16 protein-coding genes are annotated in these 15595 nt (G+C 41.1%); 13 read left to right on the top strand and 3 right to left on the bottom strand.

What is annotated here, in order from left to right; translation table 11 throughout:
* Positions 1 to 97: 97 nt before the first annotated feature.
* Together VUI23_RS18600 and VUI23_RS18595 are read right to left on the bottom strand one after the other, a co-directional pair.
* Complete coding sequence (locus tag VUI23_RS18600; protein WP_216049090.1) at positions 98 to 1435, bottom strand: magnesium transporter; 1338 nt, start codon at positions 1433 to 1435, stop codon at positions 98 to 100.
* 16 nt (positions 1436 to 1451) lie between these two features.
* Positions 1452 to 2441 carry a zinc transporter ZntB gene (locus VUI23_RS18595; protein ID WP_342805367.1) on the bottom strand — a complete coding sequence of 330 codons (990 nt, stop codon included), beginning with the start codon at positions 2439 to 2441 and terminating at the stop codon, positions 1452 to 1454.
* Between the two features lie 356 nt (positions 2442 to 2797).
* Between VUI23_RS18595 and VUI23_RS18590 the strand changes: the two genes are divergently transcribed.
* Positions 2798 to 3310, top strand: a complete 513-nt coding sequence (locus tag VUI23_RS18590; RefSeq protein WP_342805365.1) for a hypothetical protein — start codon at positions 2798 to 2800, stop codon at positions 3308 to 3310.
* 77 nt (positions 3311 to 3387) lie between these two features.
* Here VUI23_RS18590 and VUI23_RS18585 read toward each other — a convergent pair whose 3' ends face one another.
* Positions 3388 to 4218 (bottom strand): mechanosensitive ion channel family protein, encoded by an 831-nt coding sequence (locus VUI23_RS18585; protein ID WP_342805363.1) that lies wholly within the window; start codon positions 4216 to 4218, stop codon positions 3388 to 3390.
* Between the two features lie 289 nt (positions 4219 to 4507).
* Between VUI23_RS18585 and rimK the strand changes: the two genes are divergently transcribed.
* The 12 genes from rimK (at position 4508) to VUI23_RS18525 (ending at position 15594) form a co-directional block, all read left to right on the top strand.
* Positions 4508 to 5413 (top strand): 30S ribosomal protein S6--L-glutamate ligase, encoded by a 906-nt coding sequence (gene rimK / locus VUI23_RS18580; RefSeq protein WP_216049086.1) that lies wholly within the window; start codon positions 4508 to 4510, stop codon positions 5411 to 5413.
* Complete coding sequence (locus VUI23_RS18575; RefSeq protein ID WP_216049085.1) at positions 5413 to 6441, top strand: succinylglutamate desuccinylase/aspartoacylase family protein; 1029 nt, start codon at positions 5413 to 5415, stop codon at positions 6439 to 6441. Before rimK ends, VUI23_RS18575 begins: the two co-directional genes overlap by 1 nt.
* A 16-nt stretch (positions 6442 to 6457) precedes the next feature.
* Positions 6458 to 6901, top strand: coding sequence for an ATP-dependent zinc protease (locus VUI23_RS18570; RefSeq protein ID WP_342805361.1), 444 nt, complete (start codon positions 6458 to 6460; stop codon positions 6899 to 6901).
* Between the two features lie 59 nt (positions 6902 to 6960).
* Positions 6961 to 7083, top strand: a complete 123-nt coding sequence (locus VUI23_RS18565; RefSeq protein ID WP_342805359.1) for a hypothetical protein — start codon at positions 6961 to 6963, stop codon at positions 7081 to 7083.
* Positions 7073 to 9397 carry an EAL domain-containing protein gene (locus VUI23_RS18560; RefSeq protein ID WP_342805357.1) on the top strand — a complete coding sequence of 775 codons (2325 nt, stop codon included), beginning with the start codon at positions 7073 to 7075 and terminating at the stop codon, positions 9395 to 9397. Before VUI23_RS18565 ends, VUI23_RS18560 begins: the two co-directional genes overlap by 11 nt.
* A 148-nt stretch (positions 9398 to 9545) precedes the next feature.
* A complete protein-coding gene (locus VUI23_RS18555; protein WP_216049082.1) occupies positions 9546 to 10229 on the top strand; it encodes a spondin domain-containing protein in 684 nt (227 codons plus the stop codon).
* 9 nt (positions 10230 to 10238) lie between these two features.
* Positions 10239 to 10952, top strand: a complete 714-nt coding sequence (locus VUI23_RS18550; RefSeq protein WP_342805355.1) for a spondin domain-containing protein — start codon at positions 10239 to 10241, stop codon at positions 10950 to 10952.
* A gap of 89 nt (positions 10953 to 11041) precedes the next feature.
* Positions 11042 to 11779: a response regulator transcription factor gene (locus tag VUI23_RS18545; protein ID WP_342805353.1), complete on the top strand. Its 738-nt coding sequence runs from the start codon at positions 11042 to 11044 to the stop codon at positions 11777 to 11779.
* Positions 11780 to 11954: 175 nt separating this feature from the next.
* On the top strand, positions 11955 to 12146 hold the full coding sequence (locus VUI23_RS18540; protein ID WP_216049079.1) for a DUF2065 domain-containing protein: 192 nt from the start codon (positions 11955 to 11957) through the stop codon (positions 12144 to 12146).
* Between the two features lie 167 nt (positions 12147 to 12313).
* Positions 12314 to 13612 carry an adenylosuccinate synthase gene (locus VUI23_RS18535; protein WP_216049078.1) on the top strand — a complete coding sequence of 433 codons (1299 nt, stop codon included), beginning with the start codon at positions 12314 to 12316 and terminating at the stop codon, positions 13610 to 13612.
* Positions 13613 to 13756: 144 nt separating this feature from the next.
* Positions 13757 to 15166 (top strand): aldehyde dehydrogenase family protein, encoded by a 1410-nt coding sequence (locus tag VUI23_RS18530; protein WP_216049077.1) that lies wholly within the window; start codon positions 13757 to 13759, stop codon positions 15164 to 15166.
* Positions 15166 to 15594, top strand: coding sequence for a VOC family protein (locus VUI23_RS18525; RefSeq protein ID WP_216049076.1), 429 nt, complete (start codon positions 15166 to 15168; stop codon positions 15592 to 15594). The genes VUI23_RS18530 and VUI23_RS18525 overlap by 1 nt, the downstream gene beginning before the upstream one ends.
* The last annotated feature ends 1 nt before the right edge of the window (position 15595 follow it).

Raw genomic sequence — 15595 nt, 5'->3', positions numbered from 1 at the left:
CCTACTGATTAGACCCACATACTCGAAAACGGTTTTATATCACTGCAAAAATTATGATTAAGCAAAAACCATGACAACTTAATTAGATAGTGCGTGATTAGAGTAAGAAGAGTGCTCCTAAACCAAGAAAAGACACAAATCCGACAATGTCAGTGACAGTGGTCAAAATCACTGAGCCAGACAATGCAGGATCTAACTTTAGCTTATCTAACAGCACAGGAACCCCTACGCCAGCCAGAGCAGCGGCACATATATTGACTAAAATTGCACAACCTATTACCAGCCCTAACATTCCACTACCAAACCAATATGAAGCGACAGTGGCAATGACTATTGCCCAAATAACCCCATTTAAGCCGCCGACTTTTAGTTCTTTGATCAACAACGCCTTCAGGTTTGCAGCGTTTACTTGCTTAAGTGCTAATCCACGAATAATCAAAGTTAAAGTTTGACTACCTGCAATTCCACCCATACTTGCTACTACTGGCATTAAGACCGCAAGTGCCACTACTTGTTGCAAAGTGGCTTCAAATAAACCAATAAACCATGACGCTAAGAAGGCCGTAAGTAAATTAATGCCTAGCCACAATGCCCGATTTTTAGCGCTCTTTTTAACCGAAGAAAAAAGATCCTCATCTTCATCCATACCTGCGCCGGCCATTAATTGGCGCTCATATGATTCATTTAATAATTCACATGCTGAACCAATATCGACCCGCCCTAGAAACTTAAAGTTTTCATCTACCAATGGCAGGCTGGTAAAACCCGAACGTTGAACGCTAAGTGCGGCGCTATTACAATCATCACTGGCTTTAACAATGGTAATATCATCCTCGGCTATATCTGCCAAGGGAGTGTGCTCTGGAGTTGAGTAAATTTTGAAAAGCTTCACCGCTTCAGAATATTGCCCGGCTCTGTTTACCAAATAAATACAATCTGCATAATCAGGAATTTCTCTGCGTAAAAATCGTTTCGCATCGCTGACCTTTGCAGACAAGGGTAAAATCAAGTTTTCTGGGTTGCGCCAATGGCCTATTTGCTCTTCTGAATATTGATTTGCACCTTCGTATAATTGCCTTTGCTTCTTATCCATCGCCTCTAACGCGAGATCCAATAATCGGCTATGCAAAGAATCTGATAGCTCTAGTAGGGATTCAGCATCAACGTCGGTGAATAGTGCTTCTAATTCTTCATCAGGAGTGGCCGCGAGTAAGGTTTCCCTTGGATCGCCACGCATTTCTACCAATACATCGAGTTGCTTATGTCGGGGCAAAGCATGCCACGCGCTAATGCGTTGCTCCAGCGGCAGAGACTCCAATAGCAGTGCTATATCAGCCTCATCTTGAACTGCTATTTTACTATGTATTATCTCGCTATCGGATTCATCATCGAGATTGACGGCTTCGTGGATTAAATCGGAAATTTGATCTGCCATTTTACTTCACCTTAATTTATAACCATTTTTTCCACAGCATGGCTGCCAACATAATTATTGCGACTATCACCATTGACGACGCTAAATAATTAAACGCTTCTGGATTCTCAGTACCTGGTAACCCCGCTACATTCATACCAAATATCCCAGTTAAAAATGACAGCGGAAGAAAAATCGCAGTCACTAGGGATAAAACATACATACGCATTCCTTGCTGCTCAGCGATGCGGTTACGAAGCTCATCTTGCAGTACCATTGAACGTTCTTTAGCTAAATCGAGATCCTCAACATAGCGAGTCATGCGATCGGTCAAATCTCTTAGTTCATAGGCTTGCTCTTGACTAAAGAATTTGGCCATTCTGTATAAGTTGTCTAATGCGTCACGTTGTGGCGCTAGATAACGTCTTACGGCCGCTGATTTTCTGCGCACCATGCTCAGTGCATAACGGTCAGAACTTTCGAGTCCACCTTCCGCTTCAAATGCTGACAGTTCTTCGTCTAGCGCTTCAACGACCTCACTAATTCGACTGGCGATTTTACCTATGAGCAATAAAATAAAGTCAGCAGTATCGGTTGGCGCGTCGCCACTTTCAATCATACTCTTGGTATCTTGGACTGAATATAATATGCGGTCTCTGCGACGAGCCGTAACAACATGATGATCATTAAACCAAATGCGCAGTGACACCATGTCTTCTAATTCGGAATCTGGGTTGTAATTTATGCCACGTAGATAAATCAAAATACCATTGTCTTGTAACAACGCTCTTGGACGAGTTTCTAATGCAGACAATGAGTCACATATCACATCAGATAAGCCTAGCCCTTTCATGGTATCCCATGCGTCAGGGGTGTCAGCTTGGAGATGAACCCAGTTGTAACCAGCGCTGATCTCTGGCGTGAATATATCGGCAGTTTTCCCATCACTACTAACCCCTTTTTCATCAACAAATAGTGACCAAATGAGACTCGTTTGTGATGAATCAAGTTGACTGTGGTTAGACATCTTTATTTCTCCTTTTACAGCTTCTTCGCTACAACGTGATAGTGCCCACAATACAAACGTCCATTTGTGAGAAGGCTGTTTCAACCTTGTGCTGAATAAATATTTGTCGACATTAAATCGAACATGCTTTCTGCTTATCTACCTAGGTGATAAATAGTGGAGTTCAATAGGTTAATTATAGTCGCGCGATCATCTTCTATTAGGCATATAATAACAATATATTTTGTGGCTTTAGATGCAGTCTTACGAGACTATTTGATTGTGGATTAGGAATGCGCAATAAAATCGCCTAAAACAGCAAACAAAATTAACTTTTACTGTGCTCAAACAGAATAAAATAGGTTTAAGGAAAAGTCGTGAAATTAAGGTTGCTTGTGATACTGGGACTAATGATGTTTCTAACCTCGTTCAAAAGTTCCGCGTTTGTTTTTACCATTTCAGAAAAACAACTAAATGCAGTGCTTTTGCTGAGTTTCCCCATTGTTCGCGAATATCAGGGCGTGGTAGCAACGTTTTATGATCCTAGTGTAAAATTAGACGCACTGGACAAAACCGTCGATATCACTACCACAATAAAAGGCTTACAGGATGGTAAATTGTTTATTGCCCGTGGCACCATCGAGGGCCAGTTTGACTATGACCCGTTAAATCGACACCTCAGAATCGAAAAACCCATTCTCAAAGATTTCAAAATGATTGAAAATCAACTCGAAGATAGTGAGCATGCTGTGCGAACTATTAAACAAACTATTGGACGTAATTTACCAGAGATTATGCTGGTGGACTTCAATCAACTTAAAATGGGCTTTGGTGAGATAGCTCCAAAAGATGTTGATATTACCCCACAGGGATTAGCTATTAGTTTTTAATCGCACAATCTGTGCAGTATTGACTGAATCAGATTGTTGCTTATAACGTCATAGCGCGACGAATTTAGGCTCTTCAATTAATTGCTTGAAGGTTGAATTTTATTAAATTCAATAAACCATAATTCCATAAACTCTTGCATGATCTTTTGTTCGATTTCTATCGCTCTTTCTGTGGGACAAAAAATAGTACAGCGAATTTCAGTGTGACCAACATTGTTGGTAGACACTTCAATGACAGGTTCTGGCCCAGGTATTTTAACATCTAGTCTTCGCTCAATTATTTGATTGTAACGGGTTGCCACTTCGTAGAAATCTGCGCATTGTTGCTGAGCTTTTTCTCGCAAATTTTCAATGATTAAGTAAGGGTTAATGTCTTCATCACGGGTAATGGTAAAGTGATGAGTAACATAGCGCTTTAAGAAGTTTAGGTTTTTGATAGGGCTGCTAATCAACCTATTGTTCGGTACAAACAAGGTTTTACCTGAGTATTGATAACGATCGATGTCCACTTCCAACATAGTGGTTTTAACCCAGTCGATGGCTGATACTTCACCAGCGAAACCGTCAACTTGAATCCAATCGCCAATCCTAAACGGACGCGTAGACATCACGTAAAAGAATCCAATAATACACTGAATAAATTCTCTCGTTGCAATCACAATTGCCACAGCAAATGCAGCGATGGAAAGAGCAAAATTTTGAATTTCATTTATCCATAAGCTGAGTAGTAATACGATCAAAATGAAATTCAGTAAGTTTTTAATATTACTTACTAAATAGCGTTTATCTTGACGCTTTTTCTTGGCCCTAGAGCGCACTAAGCTAACTAACAGGTATTTGAGAGAAATCAACACAATGGCAACCGCCAAAGTGGAAATTAAACGATGTTGGTAAATCAATTCGATCATGTTGAGAATGAATTATCCTTGGTTAATGCAGTTTTATGGTTTGCAGGCGTACCGAAATTATAACTGCTAGGCTACATGACACTGCGGATTAGTACAAAACGTTTATTTATTGCACCTTCAAAGAGGAAAAATAGACATTCAAATTTAGAATGTTTTTATGCCTTTTAGAGACTATTCTTTTAAATCGTCAAAGGGGTGTTTAAATCACGCCATCAGCCCATTAAAAGTGCTTTGTAGTTTAGCTAAAGCTAAGTACTATAGGGCCCAGTTTATTATACGGAGTTTTACAATGCGTATCGCTATATTATCGCGAAATCCTAACCTTTATTCTACCAAAAGACTAAAGGAGGCCGGCGAATCGCGGGGACATACAGTTGATATTGTCGATACCATGCATTGTTATATGGATGTCACCAGTAGTCGACCATCAGTTCGTTATAAAGGTCGTGCTTTACCTAAGTATGATGCGGTTATTCCTCGAATTGGCGCGTCTGTTACTTTTTACGGTACTTCGGTTGTAAGACAATTTGAAATGATGGGCACGTTTTCCATAAACGAATCCGTTGCGATTAGTCGTTCTAGAGATAAATTACGTTCATTGCAATTGTTATCTCGCAAGGGTATTGGGATGCCAAGAACAGGTTTTGCTAATCATCCAGACCGGATCGACGATTTGATTAAAAACGTTGGTGGCGCACCAGTGGTCATTAAATTGCTAGAAGGAACCCAAGGTATTGGGGTGGTGCTAGCTGAAACTCAAAAAGCAGCGGAATCGATTATCGAAGCTTTTATGGGACTCAACGCCAGTATTTTAGTCCAAGAGTTTATTAAAGAGGCAGGCGGTTCAGATATTCGTTGTTTAGTGGTGGGTGGAAAAGTGATAGCCGCCATGAAACGTCAGGCGGCCGATGGCGAGTTTCGTTCAAATCTGCATCGTGGTGGAACAGCGAAAATAGTCAGATTATCTCCCGAAGAACGCAAAACAGCGGTAGATGCAGCTAAAACCATGGGATTGAATATGTGTGGCGTTGATTTGTTGCGTTCTAACAATGGCCCTGTTGTGATGGAAGTTAACTCGTCCCCAGGACTCGAAGGAATTGAAAAGGCAACCAACAAAGATATTGCTGGCATGATCATTGAGTTTCTCGAAACCAATGCCAAGCCTAATAGCACTAGAACCAAAGGTAAGGGCTAATGGAGCAACTCATTATAGGTGGCGTTGAAATTCTACCGGGTGAGAAAAAGCACGTACATATTGAAATGCCACCTCTTTATACCGATACCAATATGTCTATTCCCGTATATGTGCAAAGAGGAAGGCGACCGGGACCAACTATTTTCGTCAGTGCCGCAATTCATGGTGACGAATTAAATGGGATTGAAATTGTTGGTCGCTTGATTCGCAATCGCTCAATAAAAAATTTACGCGGCACCTTAATTGCTGTGCCTATGGTGAATGTTTATGGCGTTTTGAATCAAAGCCGTTATTTACCCGATAGACGTGACTTGAACCGTAGTTTCCCCGGTAGCAAAAAAGGCTCTCTGGCCGGCCGAATCGCGCACACTTTTTTGAAAGAAGTAGTGGCAAAGTGCGATGTCGGGATAGACTTGCACACAGGGGCAATCCATCGCAGTAATTTACCCCAAGTTCGCGCTAATTTGGATGATGAAGACACGCTAAATATGTGTAAGGCATTTGGTTTACCAGTCATGCTCAATGCTGATATCCGCGATGGCTCATTGCGTCAAGCTGCCGCTGACTTAGGTGTAAAAGTGGTATTATACGAAGCTGGTCAGGCACTTAGATACGATGAATTTTCTATTCGTGCGGGCGTCAAAGGTATTATCAATATAATGCGCGACATCGGCATGTTGAATAAAAGTAGCTCGAAAAAAGAACATGATATTGAGCCTTTTATAGCTCGTCAAAGTGGCTGGGTAAGAGCCCATGAAAGTGGCTTTGTACAGCACATTGCGCAGCTTGGTGATCATGTAGAAAAGGGCGACCCTTTAGCCAGAATTGCCGATCCCTTTGGCAATGAATTAGGCACGCTACTGTGCCCAGCTGAAGGCATTGTTATCGGTAAGCAAAATATTCCATTGGCCCAAGAAGGTGAAGCCATGTATCACGTTGCCTATTTTAAAAAGCCGGATACAGTCGCTGAAAATGTTGAATTGCTACAAGACAACTTAGTATTGAATGAAGCCCCAATGGTTTATTAAACGGGAACGTTAAAATATGCAGACATACCAAAATATGCCAGTAATTGGTGCTTTAGAGCTTTGTAACTTACCTGAATTAGCTATTCAGAATTTAAATATTCGAGTGGATACCGGCGCGACAACCTCTTCTTTGCATGTTGATGATATTGAAGAGTTTGAAAAAGACGGTGAAACCTGGGTGAGTTTTAACATTCATCCAGACATACACGATGTAAATGAAATTGTTAGGCGGGAAGCCAAAGTGGAGGCTGTGCGTAAAGTAAAAAGCTCTACTGCAACACGAGAACGTCGTTACTTAATTGAAACGCTTTTAGAAATAGCCGGTGCGTCTTGGAAAATTCATCTTAGCCTTACTGACCGTTCGGAGATGACCTATTTGATGTTGCTAGGCCGAGAAGCTATGAGTGGGCGATTAGTGGTAAATCCTGGGGAAGAGTATTTGCTTGGAACTAATCCGTAATGCAAACTGCCCGTCAGTTGGCGTTCAGTTTTGCGCTATGATGCACTGCAGGAATGGTTTTGGAAATTGTTGTTAGTGCTGAAAACACTATTGTTGCTATTTATTTATTAAGTAAACCGAGGGAGCCTCGCGTATATTTGGCGCTGGAAACTTTGGAAAAGTGGTTATTTGATGTCGGTTAAATCGTTAAAACAACATATTTTTAGGTTATCAAGTGGGTTGGTGTTGCTGTGTGCGATCGCCATTCTGACCAACGTTTGGATATCAACGATTGACCAAGCGAAGTTGCAATTAGCAAATAATCTTAAAGTCGCCGAATCAGTATTTACCCAAGTACTTGATGCCAGAGAGGACCTGTTGATTAGTTCAGCTGAGGTACTCACGTCTGATTATGGATTCAAAACTGCTATAGGTAGTCAAGATAGTCCAACCATTGATAGTGTTCTGAGTAATCATACAAAGCGTATTTCAGCAGATTTAATGGCCCTGATATCTCTTGACGGCACTGTTACCAACAGTACCTCTGGGCGTTTAATTGTAGGCAATGAATTTCCTTTTCCGCAATTTATAGAACAAGCTGTTTATGAAGGTGGTGCTAGCGAAATTTTGCTGATAAATGACAAATTATATCAAGCAATACTATTGCGGGTAAGAGTTCCTGGGGCACCAGCTGTCGCTCTGGTGGGCTTTGAAATAGATAGAAGTGTACTGGATTTGATGAAAAGTATTACCCAGTTAGATGCCACCATCAAAGTCTATCGTGACCAACAACAAGTGTTTGTCACCTCCACCTTAGCTAAAGAAGCTGTTGACGCTAGTGTAATGTTTGAAAACCAGGATATTTCTTGGTTTAAATTGTCTTTTATGCCAGAGCATCAAATCATATCTAAGTCATTTTTGCTGAAGGAACGAGAAAACGGTCAGATATGGGCCATGATGTCAGAAGATTCTGAACGATTGTTTGGCGAATTCAATCAATTGCAAATCAAAGTAAGCGTTATTGCATTGTTAAGTGTGCTTTTAGCTTTAATACTTGGTGCGCTGGTGGCACGAAAATTATCCAAGCCTTTGGGGCAGTTGTCTTTCGTGGCACACAAAATCGCGGCCGGAAATTATGAACAGCCCATTGATATAAAGGCTAACACCGTTGAAATTGATGAGTTGGCGTCTTCCTTTCAAACTATGCAAGCTAATATTCATGAACGGCAAAAACAAATCAGTTATCAAGCCAGCCATGACTTGCTGACAGATTTACAAAATAGGTACCAGATCAGAGATGTGATAGCTAAAAAGTTTGCGACCAATCAACAGTTTCAAGTTATTGGAGCCAACATTATAGGTTTTAGAGGTGTTAACGATATTTTCGGTTATCAAAGTGGCGACGACTGTCTACAGACCATTGCCAGTCGTTTTAAACAACTCGGTGGCGAAAGTGCGAGATTAAATGGTGGGGAGTTTTTGTGGATCCCTGAAACTCCTTTGTCACTGGAAAAACTAAAAGATATCCAAAAAGAAATCGAATTGCCGATCATAATTGATGAAGTTGTGATGAATATTAAATTGGCAATGGGCATGTTGTGTTGTCCCGAAAACTGTGACGATACCGAAAGTGTGTTTAAACGATTAAATATTTCATTGGATGAAGCGCGTATATCTCCTAGCTTACTCGTTAAGTACCAAGACGATTTTGAAAAACGTTATACCCGACGATTAGCCATAATATCAGAACTAAAATATGCACTGGTGTCGGCTAAATCTGAGTTAAACATGGTTTACCAACCAAAATTAGACTTAAAAACAGGTCAGGTAACCCACGCCGAAGCATTGATTCGCTGGAACAGCAAGTCGTTAGGATTTGTGCCGCCCGATGAATTCATTGGTATTGCAGAACAAGCAGGCCTTATTGGACAGGTAACCGACTACGTGATTCGCACGGCGATAATGGATGCAAAGCGGGTGTCTGAGAGTGGGCTGGATATTTGTATTGCCATTAATTTGTCTGCTAAAGATATCCTTAATCCAAATTTACTTGGTGCTGTCGAGCGTCATTTAAAACACTATAAAGTGGCAGCAAGCCAATTGTCATTTGAAATCACAGAAAGTGATTTGGTCGCCGATCCACAAAAAGCAGTAATAGAATTAAATAAATTCAGAGAAGTCGGGTTTTCATTAGCGATCGACGATTTTGGTACTGGTTATTCTTCACTGGCCTATTTGAAACAATTGCCGGTTTCGGAACTCAAAATTGATAAGAGCTTTGTTTTAAACTTGGCAGATCAAAGCAGTGATCAACAAATTGTACAAACGATATTGGAATTGGCGCATAACTTTAACTTAGGTGTTATTGCCGAGGGAGTCGAAAACCAAGAAACCCTTAAATTATTAAGAAAGTGGGGCTGTGATTGGGTGCAGGGCTACCATGTTTGTAGGCCGATAGCGGTTGAAGATATGATTGAGTGGTGTTTGCAAAATAAACCAACTAACTGGTTTGAATAAAAACTGCTATTTGTAAAAAACCGTAATTCACTGGAAATTTCTCGCATTTGATGATGATTTGAAGGTTTCGTCATTCTTTCGTGATACTTTCGGGATAATTTCCGTCCAGAGTTCTTCTCGTCAACTAACTTATTGTCGAGGAAAATTTATGAAAACAAGTACTAAAATGCTTACCGCTAGCCTACTGACCGTTGCTATGCAACCTGCATGGTCTGCTGACCTTACCGTTGAAATCCAAAATCTTACCCAAGGTATCTATTTCACTCCTTTACTAGTAGCTGCGCATACGCCTGAAGCTAGTCTGTTTGAATTAGGTGAAACTGCTTCTGCTGAAATTGAAGCTATGGCTGAGATGGGAAGTTTAGACGGGCTAATGAGTATCGGGACTTCGGTTAATGCCAATATGGTAGCCGACCCCGCTGGTGGTTTACTCGCCCCATCATTATCTATAAGCACAGCTCTTACTACTGATGATTCCAATACAGTATTATCTATTACCGGAATGATTTTGCCATCCAATGATGGGTTTGTTGGACTCGATAATTGGCCTATTCCTAGCGAAGCTGGAACCTATACTTTCTACTTAAATGCTTATGATGCTGGTACAGAAGCAAATGACGAATTGCGTACTAGTATGCCTGTGCCTCCTCCACTTGACCCGCTATTAGGCAGCAATGGTTCTGGAGTGACGAGTGAAGAGTCGAACAGTACCGTTCACGTTCACCGAGGTAATATCGGGGATGCAGAAACGGATGGTGGTACAAGCGATATAGTGAATAGCATTCATCGTTGGTTAAACCCGGTTGCCAAAGTTACAGTAACCGTAAACTAGGAGGCTGTTATGTTGCAATTATTTAAAAACAAGCCGCTACGTTTGGCTATTCTTGCCTCTATTACTCTTGGTTTAGTTGCCTGTAATGATGACGATGATCCTGAAACCCCATTACCGCCTGTGGCCGTGGATGTGACTTATCAAATTACGGTAACTAATCTAACCAATGGACAGCCACTATCACCGATTGCTGTAATACTGCATTCAGATGATAACCTTTGGATGATTGGTGATTCTGCGTCAGTTGAGTTAGAAACTATGGCTGAATCTGGCGACAACTCAAGCCTGCTTGGTTTACCCATGGTTTTAGCTTCTGCCTCTGGTGATGCACCTGTAGGTCCTGGTGTTAGCGAAACCTTTGAAGTGACTATAGAGGACGTCACCGATGCTAAACTAACCGTTGCGACAATGTTAGTGAATACAAATGATGCTTTTACCGGTCTTAATGCTTGGGATTTATCTCAATTAGCTGTTGGAGATACTTGGAAAGGCGCAATGGCTGCATATGACGCGGGCACTGAAGGTAATTCTGAAGCTGCTGGGACTATTCCTGGACCTGCTGATGGTGGTGTCGGTTTTGAAGATGCGCGCGACGATGTTGATTACGTAGCAATGCATCCTGGAGTGGTTACTTCAGCTGATAACTTAGCCACATCGGTGTTGGATTCTCAACATAAATTCGACAACCCTGTAATCAGTATTAGTGTGACTCGAATCGAATAATAGGGCTACACTCAGTTAACTCTAGTCAATCGAGCTCTAGTAAATTGCAAGATGCTAGAGTTAACTTTGTATTTTTTAGGTAGTGTAAAATGACAGATAATGTGCTCTTGGTAGAAGACGATAACGATATTGCAAATTTGATTCGACTTAATTTATCCGAATTAGGCATTGAAACTACGCATATTGATAATGGTAAAGCTGCCTTAGAGTGTGCACTTAACGATGATTATTCGTTAATGATTTTAGATGTCATGCTGCCACAGATAAGTGGATTGGATATTTGTCGTCAGGTCAGAGATAAGAAACCTCAACAAGCGATTATCATGTTAACGGCAAAAAACTCAGAAACTGATCGTGTATTAGGGTTGGAGCTAGGTGCCGATGACTACATGACAAAACCTTTCAGCGTTAGGGAATTACAAGCAAGGGTCCGTTCGCAGCTCAGAAAAGTCGCACTGCTAGCTGATGCCGGTCGTAACATCGAACCTGAAACTGATAAACCATTGACCATAGGTAGTTTGGTGATTAATCAAAAAAATCACTTAGTACTGTTTGATAATGCAGCCCTGGATCTCACCGCCACGGAATTTGAGTTACTTTTTCATTTGGCCAGTCACCCAAATCAAGTTTTTAGTCGCAGTCAGTTACTTGAGTCAGTTTGGGGATACCATCACAGTGGTTATGAGCACACAGTGAATTCCCATATAAACCGTCTTAGAGCTAAGATTGAAGGAGATGCCACTTCCCCACAAATTGTGCAAACTGTCTGGGGCGTTGGTTACAAATTTAACCCTGAAGGTGTCCATAAATATGCGACAAACAATTGATTTATAAATATAAGTAAATGATTTTTAATTCCAATTTAATATGATTACGTCGTTTAATTTTAGTCAATATAAGGCATACTAGGTGTCGCAAATTATTGACACTGTTTACCTTTGACCCTTTTTTATCAGCGCAATGTCAATTCTTAAAGATTAACTAATTCATAGGGAAGTGACTTTGGGCAACACTATACTTATCGCTTTTTCGCTAGTCCTCGTGATAGAGGGTATTGGACCTATGTTGTTTCCTAAACGTTGGAAAAGTTATATCTATCAAATTGCCACTCAACCAAATGAACAACTTCGCACTATTGGTGGTGTGATGGTGACTATAGGTGTAGTCAGCCTGTTCTTCCTACTTGAAAAATAAAATGGCGAAAAGTGTGTAAATTTGTTGTTTTTAGACGCTGCAAACATCTTTTTACTGAAAAATTACGATAAGTTAGCAATAAACCCCAGAGAAATTGAAAAAACGGATGATTTATCAACACAAATTTTGGTAGAATCCACGCCTAATTTCCTGACAGTTTTTCTTCAATGGCTAAAAATGTTGTAGTGCTCGGTACCCAATGGGGTGACGAGGGTAAAGGTAAAGTAGTAGATTTACTCACAGATCAAGCGACCTATGTTGTCCGTTATCAAGGTGGACATAATGCAGGTCATACGCTCGTAATCGACGGCGAAAAAACCGTTCTTCACTTAATTCCTTCCGGTGTTTTACGCGACAATATTACCTGTGTCATAGGTAATGGTGTGGTGTTGAGTCCAGAAGCGTTATTTAAAGAAATGAAAATGCTTGAAGACCGAGGAATCCCGGTAAAAGAGCGTTTGGTTATCAGTGAAGCCTGCCCGTTAATTCTTCCCTACCATATAGCTGTAGATATGGCTCGAGAAGAAGCGCGCGGAGCTAAAGCAATAGGCACAACTGGTCGTGGTATAGGTCCAGCTTATGAAGACAAGGTTTCTCGTCGCGGCTTACGTGTGGGAGATTTGTTTAATGCTGAAGACTTCGCTGTTAAACTGAAAGAAATTCTTGAATATCACAACTTTGTACTGACTCAGTATTATAAAGCTGAACCTGTGGATTTTGATACCGTATTAAAAGATGCCCTAGCGGTAGCCGACGTATTAAAATCAATGGTTGTTGATGTCACTGACGTATTGGATAAAGCCAGATTGCGTGGTGATGCCATTATGTTTGAAGGGGCACAAGGAACTTTACTCGATATCGATCACGGTACCTATCCTTATGTGACTTCATCGAACACCACTGTCGGTGGTGTGGCAACCGGTTCTGGTTTTGGTCCTCTTAATCTAGATTATGTACTAGGTATCGTAAAAGCCTACACCACTCGAGTGGGTTCAGGGCCTTTTCCAACTGAATTAGATTGTGAAGTTGGTCAACATCTTGGTATCAAAGGCCACGAGTTTGGTGCGACTACAGGTCGTAAACGTCGTACGGGTTGGTTTGACGCTGTAGCCATGAAACGTGCCGTTCAAATTAACTCAATTACAGGTTTCTGTTTAACCAAACTAGATGTGCTTGATGGTTTAGAAGAGTTGAAGATTTGTATTGGTTACAAACAGGCTGATGGCTCAGTAAAAGACGTGCCTCCTATGGCTGCAGATGATTACGAATTGATCACACCTGTTTATGAATCTATGCCAGGTTGGAGCGAAAACTCCTATGGTGTAACCAACTATGATGATTTACCAGACGCTGCGCAAAAATACATTAAGCGTATTGAGGAAATCACTGGGGTACCAATAGATATTATTTCAACAGGCCCTGACAGAAACGAGACGATTATTTTACGTCATCCATTTTCTGCATAAACCTTGTTGTTCGCTATCATAAAGCCGCTTTTAAGCGGCTTTTTTTATGGCGCAATTATTAACAATAATTCATCATAACCATTGCATAATTCGGTTATAGCTATATGTGTAATTATAGATACTTGAAAATTTTATGAGGTGCTTATGAATACTGCCAGTCAAGATACTGGAAAACCTGCGCAATCTAGCGATATTCAGGACTTAGTGTTGGGAATACGTGAAGTGTTTGCCAGTGGCTACAGTAAAGAGTATCAGTGGCGAGTAGAGCAGCTCAAGCAACTGGAGTTATTAATCCATGAGAAACAGGATGTTTTACTTGCAGCCCTAGAACAAGATTTGGGGAAATGTAAAACAGAAGCATGGATATCTGAATTAGGCTTTGTGCTAGGAGATATTCAACATACTCTTAAGCACTTAAAAAAATGGATGAAACCCCGAAAGAAATCTACTCCACTGGGGGCGCAACCGGGGAAAAGTTATATCTTGCCTGAACCCCTTGGAACTATTTTAATCATTGGTGCTTGGAATTATCCCTTTCAATTGCTTCTTGCACCTTTGGTGGCAGCGATAGCAGCGGGTAATTGTGCCGTTCTAAAACCTTCAGAGTTAGCCGCTAACATGTCTAAACTCTTAGCTGAACTCATTCCTGAATACCTTGATAATAATGCCTTTGCGGTGGTGGAAGGGGCTGTTGATGAAACCACAGAATTATTAGCCCAACGATTTGACCACATTTTTTATACCGGCGGTGAAGCGGTAGGGAAAATAGTAATGTCAGCTGCGGCTAAACACCTCACGCCAGTCACACTCGAACTGGGAGGGAAAAGTCCCTGCATTGTCGATAATTCGGCGAATATTGACGTTACTGCGGCGAGAATAGTTTGGAGTAAATGGATGAATGCCGGGCAAACCTGCGTGGCACCTGACTATGTTCTGGTTGATAAGAGCATAGCAGACCAATTGTTGGTGGCGATTGAGAGAAAAATAACGGCGTTTTATGGGGCGGCAGCTGAAACGAGTAAAGATTATGGCAAAATTATCAACCAACGACATTTTCAGCGTTTAGCTAATTATTTAGAAGGTCAAAATGTGGTTTTTGGTGGCAAGCAAAACATTCAAACGGGTTACTTCGAGCCGACTTTGGTTCTTAATCCGCCGTTAGACAGTGAGCTAATGCAACAAGAAATATTTGGACCAATCTTACCTATAGTCACATTAGATTCAATTGACCAAGCGATTCCTTTTGTTAACGAGCGATCTAAACCTCTGGCTTTGTACGTGTACACAAACAACGATGATTATGCGCAAAAAGTGTTGCATCAGACGTCAGCTGGCAATGTCTGTGTTAACGATGGATTTATGTTTATGACCAATCCTGACCTACCTTTTGGCGGTGTCGGTAATAGTGGGATGGGAAGTTATCATGGTCAATCTGGCTTTGACCGTTTAAGCCATTTGAAAACGGTGATGGAGCGTAGTTTTAAATTTGATGTTAGTTTGCGTTACCCACCTTTTAGTAAATTCAAATTATCAATTTTGAAAAGGATTTTATAATGAACGACAGTGATATCCGTCCCTTTCATTTAGCTATTCCGGTCGACGATTTGCAACAAGCTGAGCGTTTTTATGGGGAGGTCATTGGTTGCTCGAAAGGACGGCAAAGCGAACAATGGATAGATTGGAATTTTTTTGGACATCAGTTGGTTACACATTTGGTTGAAAATATGCCCTCAGCAGCCAAACCCAATGAAGTGGATAATAAATCCGTTCCTGTACCGCACTTTGGCGTGGTGTTGAGTATGCAAGATTGGCACGCATTAGCTGAGCGAATGCAACAACACAATACCGATTTCGTTATTCAGCCATACGTGAGATTTGCCGGACAAGTTGGCGAACAAGCTACAATGTTCTTTCTTGATCCTAGCGGCAATGCTTTAGAATTTAAGGCGTTTAATGATTTACAACAATTGTTTGCGGTTTAAA

Origin of the sequence: Alteromonas sp. M12 (assembly GCF_037478005.1) — a bacterium.
In the GTDB taxonomy this organism is placed as follows: Bacteria; Pseudomonadota; Gammaproteobacteria; order Enterobacterales; family Alteromonadaceae; genus Aliiglaciecola; species Aliiglaciecola lipolytica_A.
This window is presented reverse-complemented; position numbering and strand designations above follow the sequence as displayed.

Excerpts from the sequence above, each read along its gene's own strand:
- VUI23_RS18600 (WP_216049090.1), bottom strand. The coding sequence starts at position 1,435 with ATGGCAGATCAAATTTCCGATTTAATCCACGAAGCCGTCAATCTCGAT.
- VUI23_RS18595 (WP_342805367.1), bottom strand. The coding sequence starts at position 2,441 with ATGTCTAACCACAGTCAACTTGATTCATCACAAACGAGTCTCATTTGG.
- VUI23_RS18585 (WP_342805363.1), bottom strand. The coding sequence starts at position 4,218 with ATGATCGAATTGATTTACCAACATCGTTTAATTTCCACTTTGGCGGTT.
- rimK (WP_216049086.1), top strand. The coding sequence starts at position 4,508 with ATGCGTATCGCTATATTATCGCGAAATCCTAACCTTTATTCTACCAAA.
- VUI23_RS18575 (WP_216049085.1), top strand. The coding sequence starts at position 5,413 with ATGGAGCAACTCATTATAGGTGGCGTTGAAATTCTACCGGGTGAGAAA.
- VUI23_RS18570 (WP_342805361.1), top strand. The coding sequence starts at position 6,458 with ATGCAGACATACCAAAATATGCCAGTAATTGGTGCTTTAGAGCTTTGT.
- VUI23_RS18560 (WP_342805357.1), top strand. The coding sequence starts at position 7,073 with ATGTCGGTTAAATCGTTAAAACAACATATTTTTAGGTTATCAAGTGGG.
- VUI23_RS18555 (WP_216049082.1), top strand. The coding sequence starts at position 9,546 with ATGAAAACAAGTACTAAAATGCTTACCGCTAGCCTACTGACCGTTGCT.
- VUI23_RS18550 (WP_342805355.1), top strand. The coding sequence starts at position 10,239 with ATGTTGCAATTATTTAAAAACAAGCCGCTACGTTTGGCTATTCTTGCC.
- VUI23_RS18545 (WP_342805353.1), top strand. The coding sequence starts at position 11,042 with ATGACAGATAATGTGCTCTTGGTAGAAGACGATAACGATATTGCAAAT.
- VUI23_RS18535 (WP_216049078.1), top strand. The coding sequence starts at position 12,314 with ATGGCTAAAAATGTTGTAGTGCTCGGTACCCAATGGGGTGACGAGGGT.
- VUI23_RS18530 (WP_216049077.1), top strand. The coding sequence starts at position 13,757 with ATGAATACTGCCAGTCAAGATACTGGAAAACCTGCGCAATCTAGCGAT.
- VUI23_RS18525 (WP_216049076.1), top strand. The coding sequence starts at position 15,166 with ATGAACGACAGTGATATCCGTCCCTTTCATTTAGCTATTCCGGTCGAC.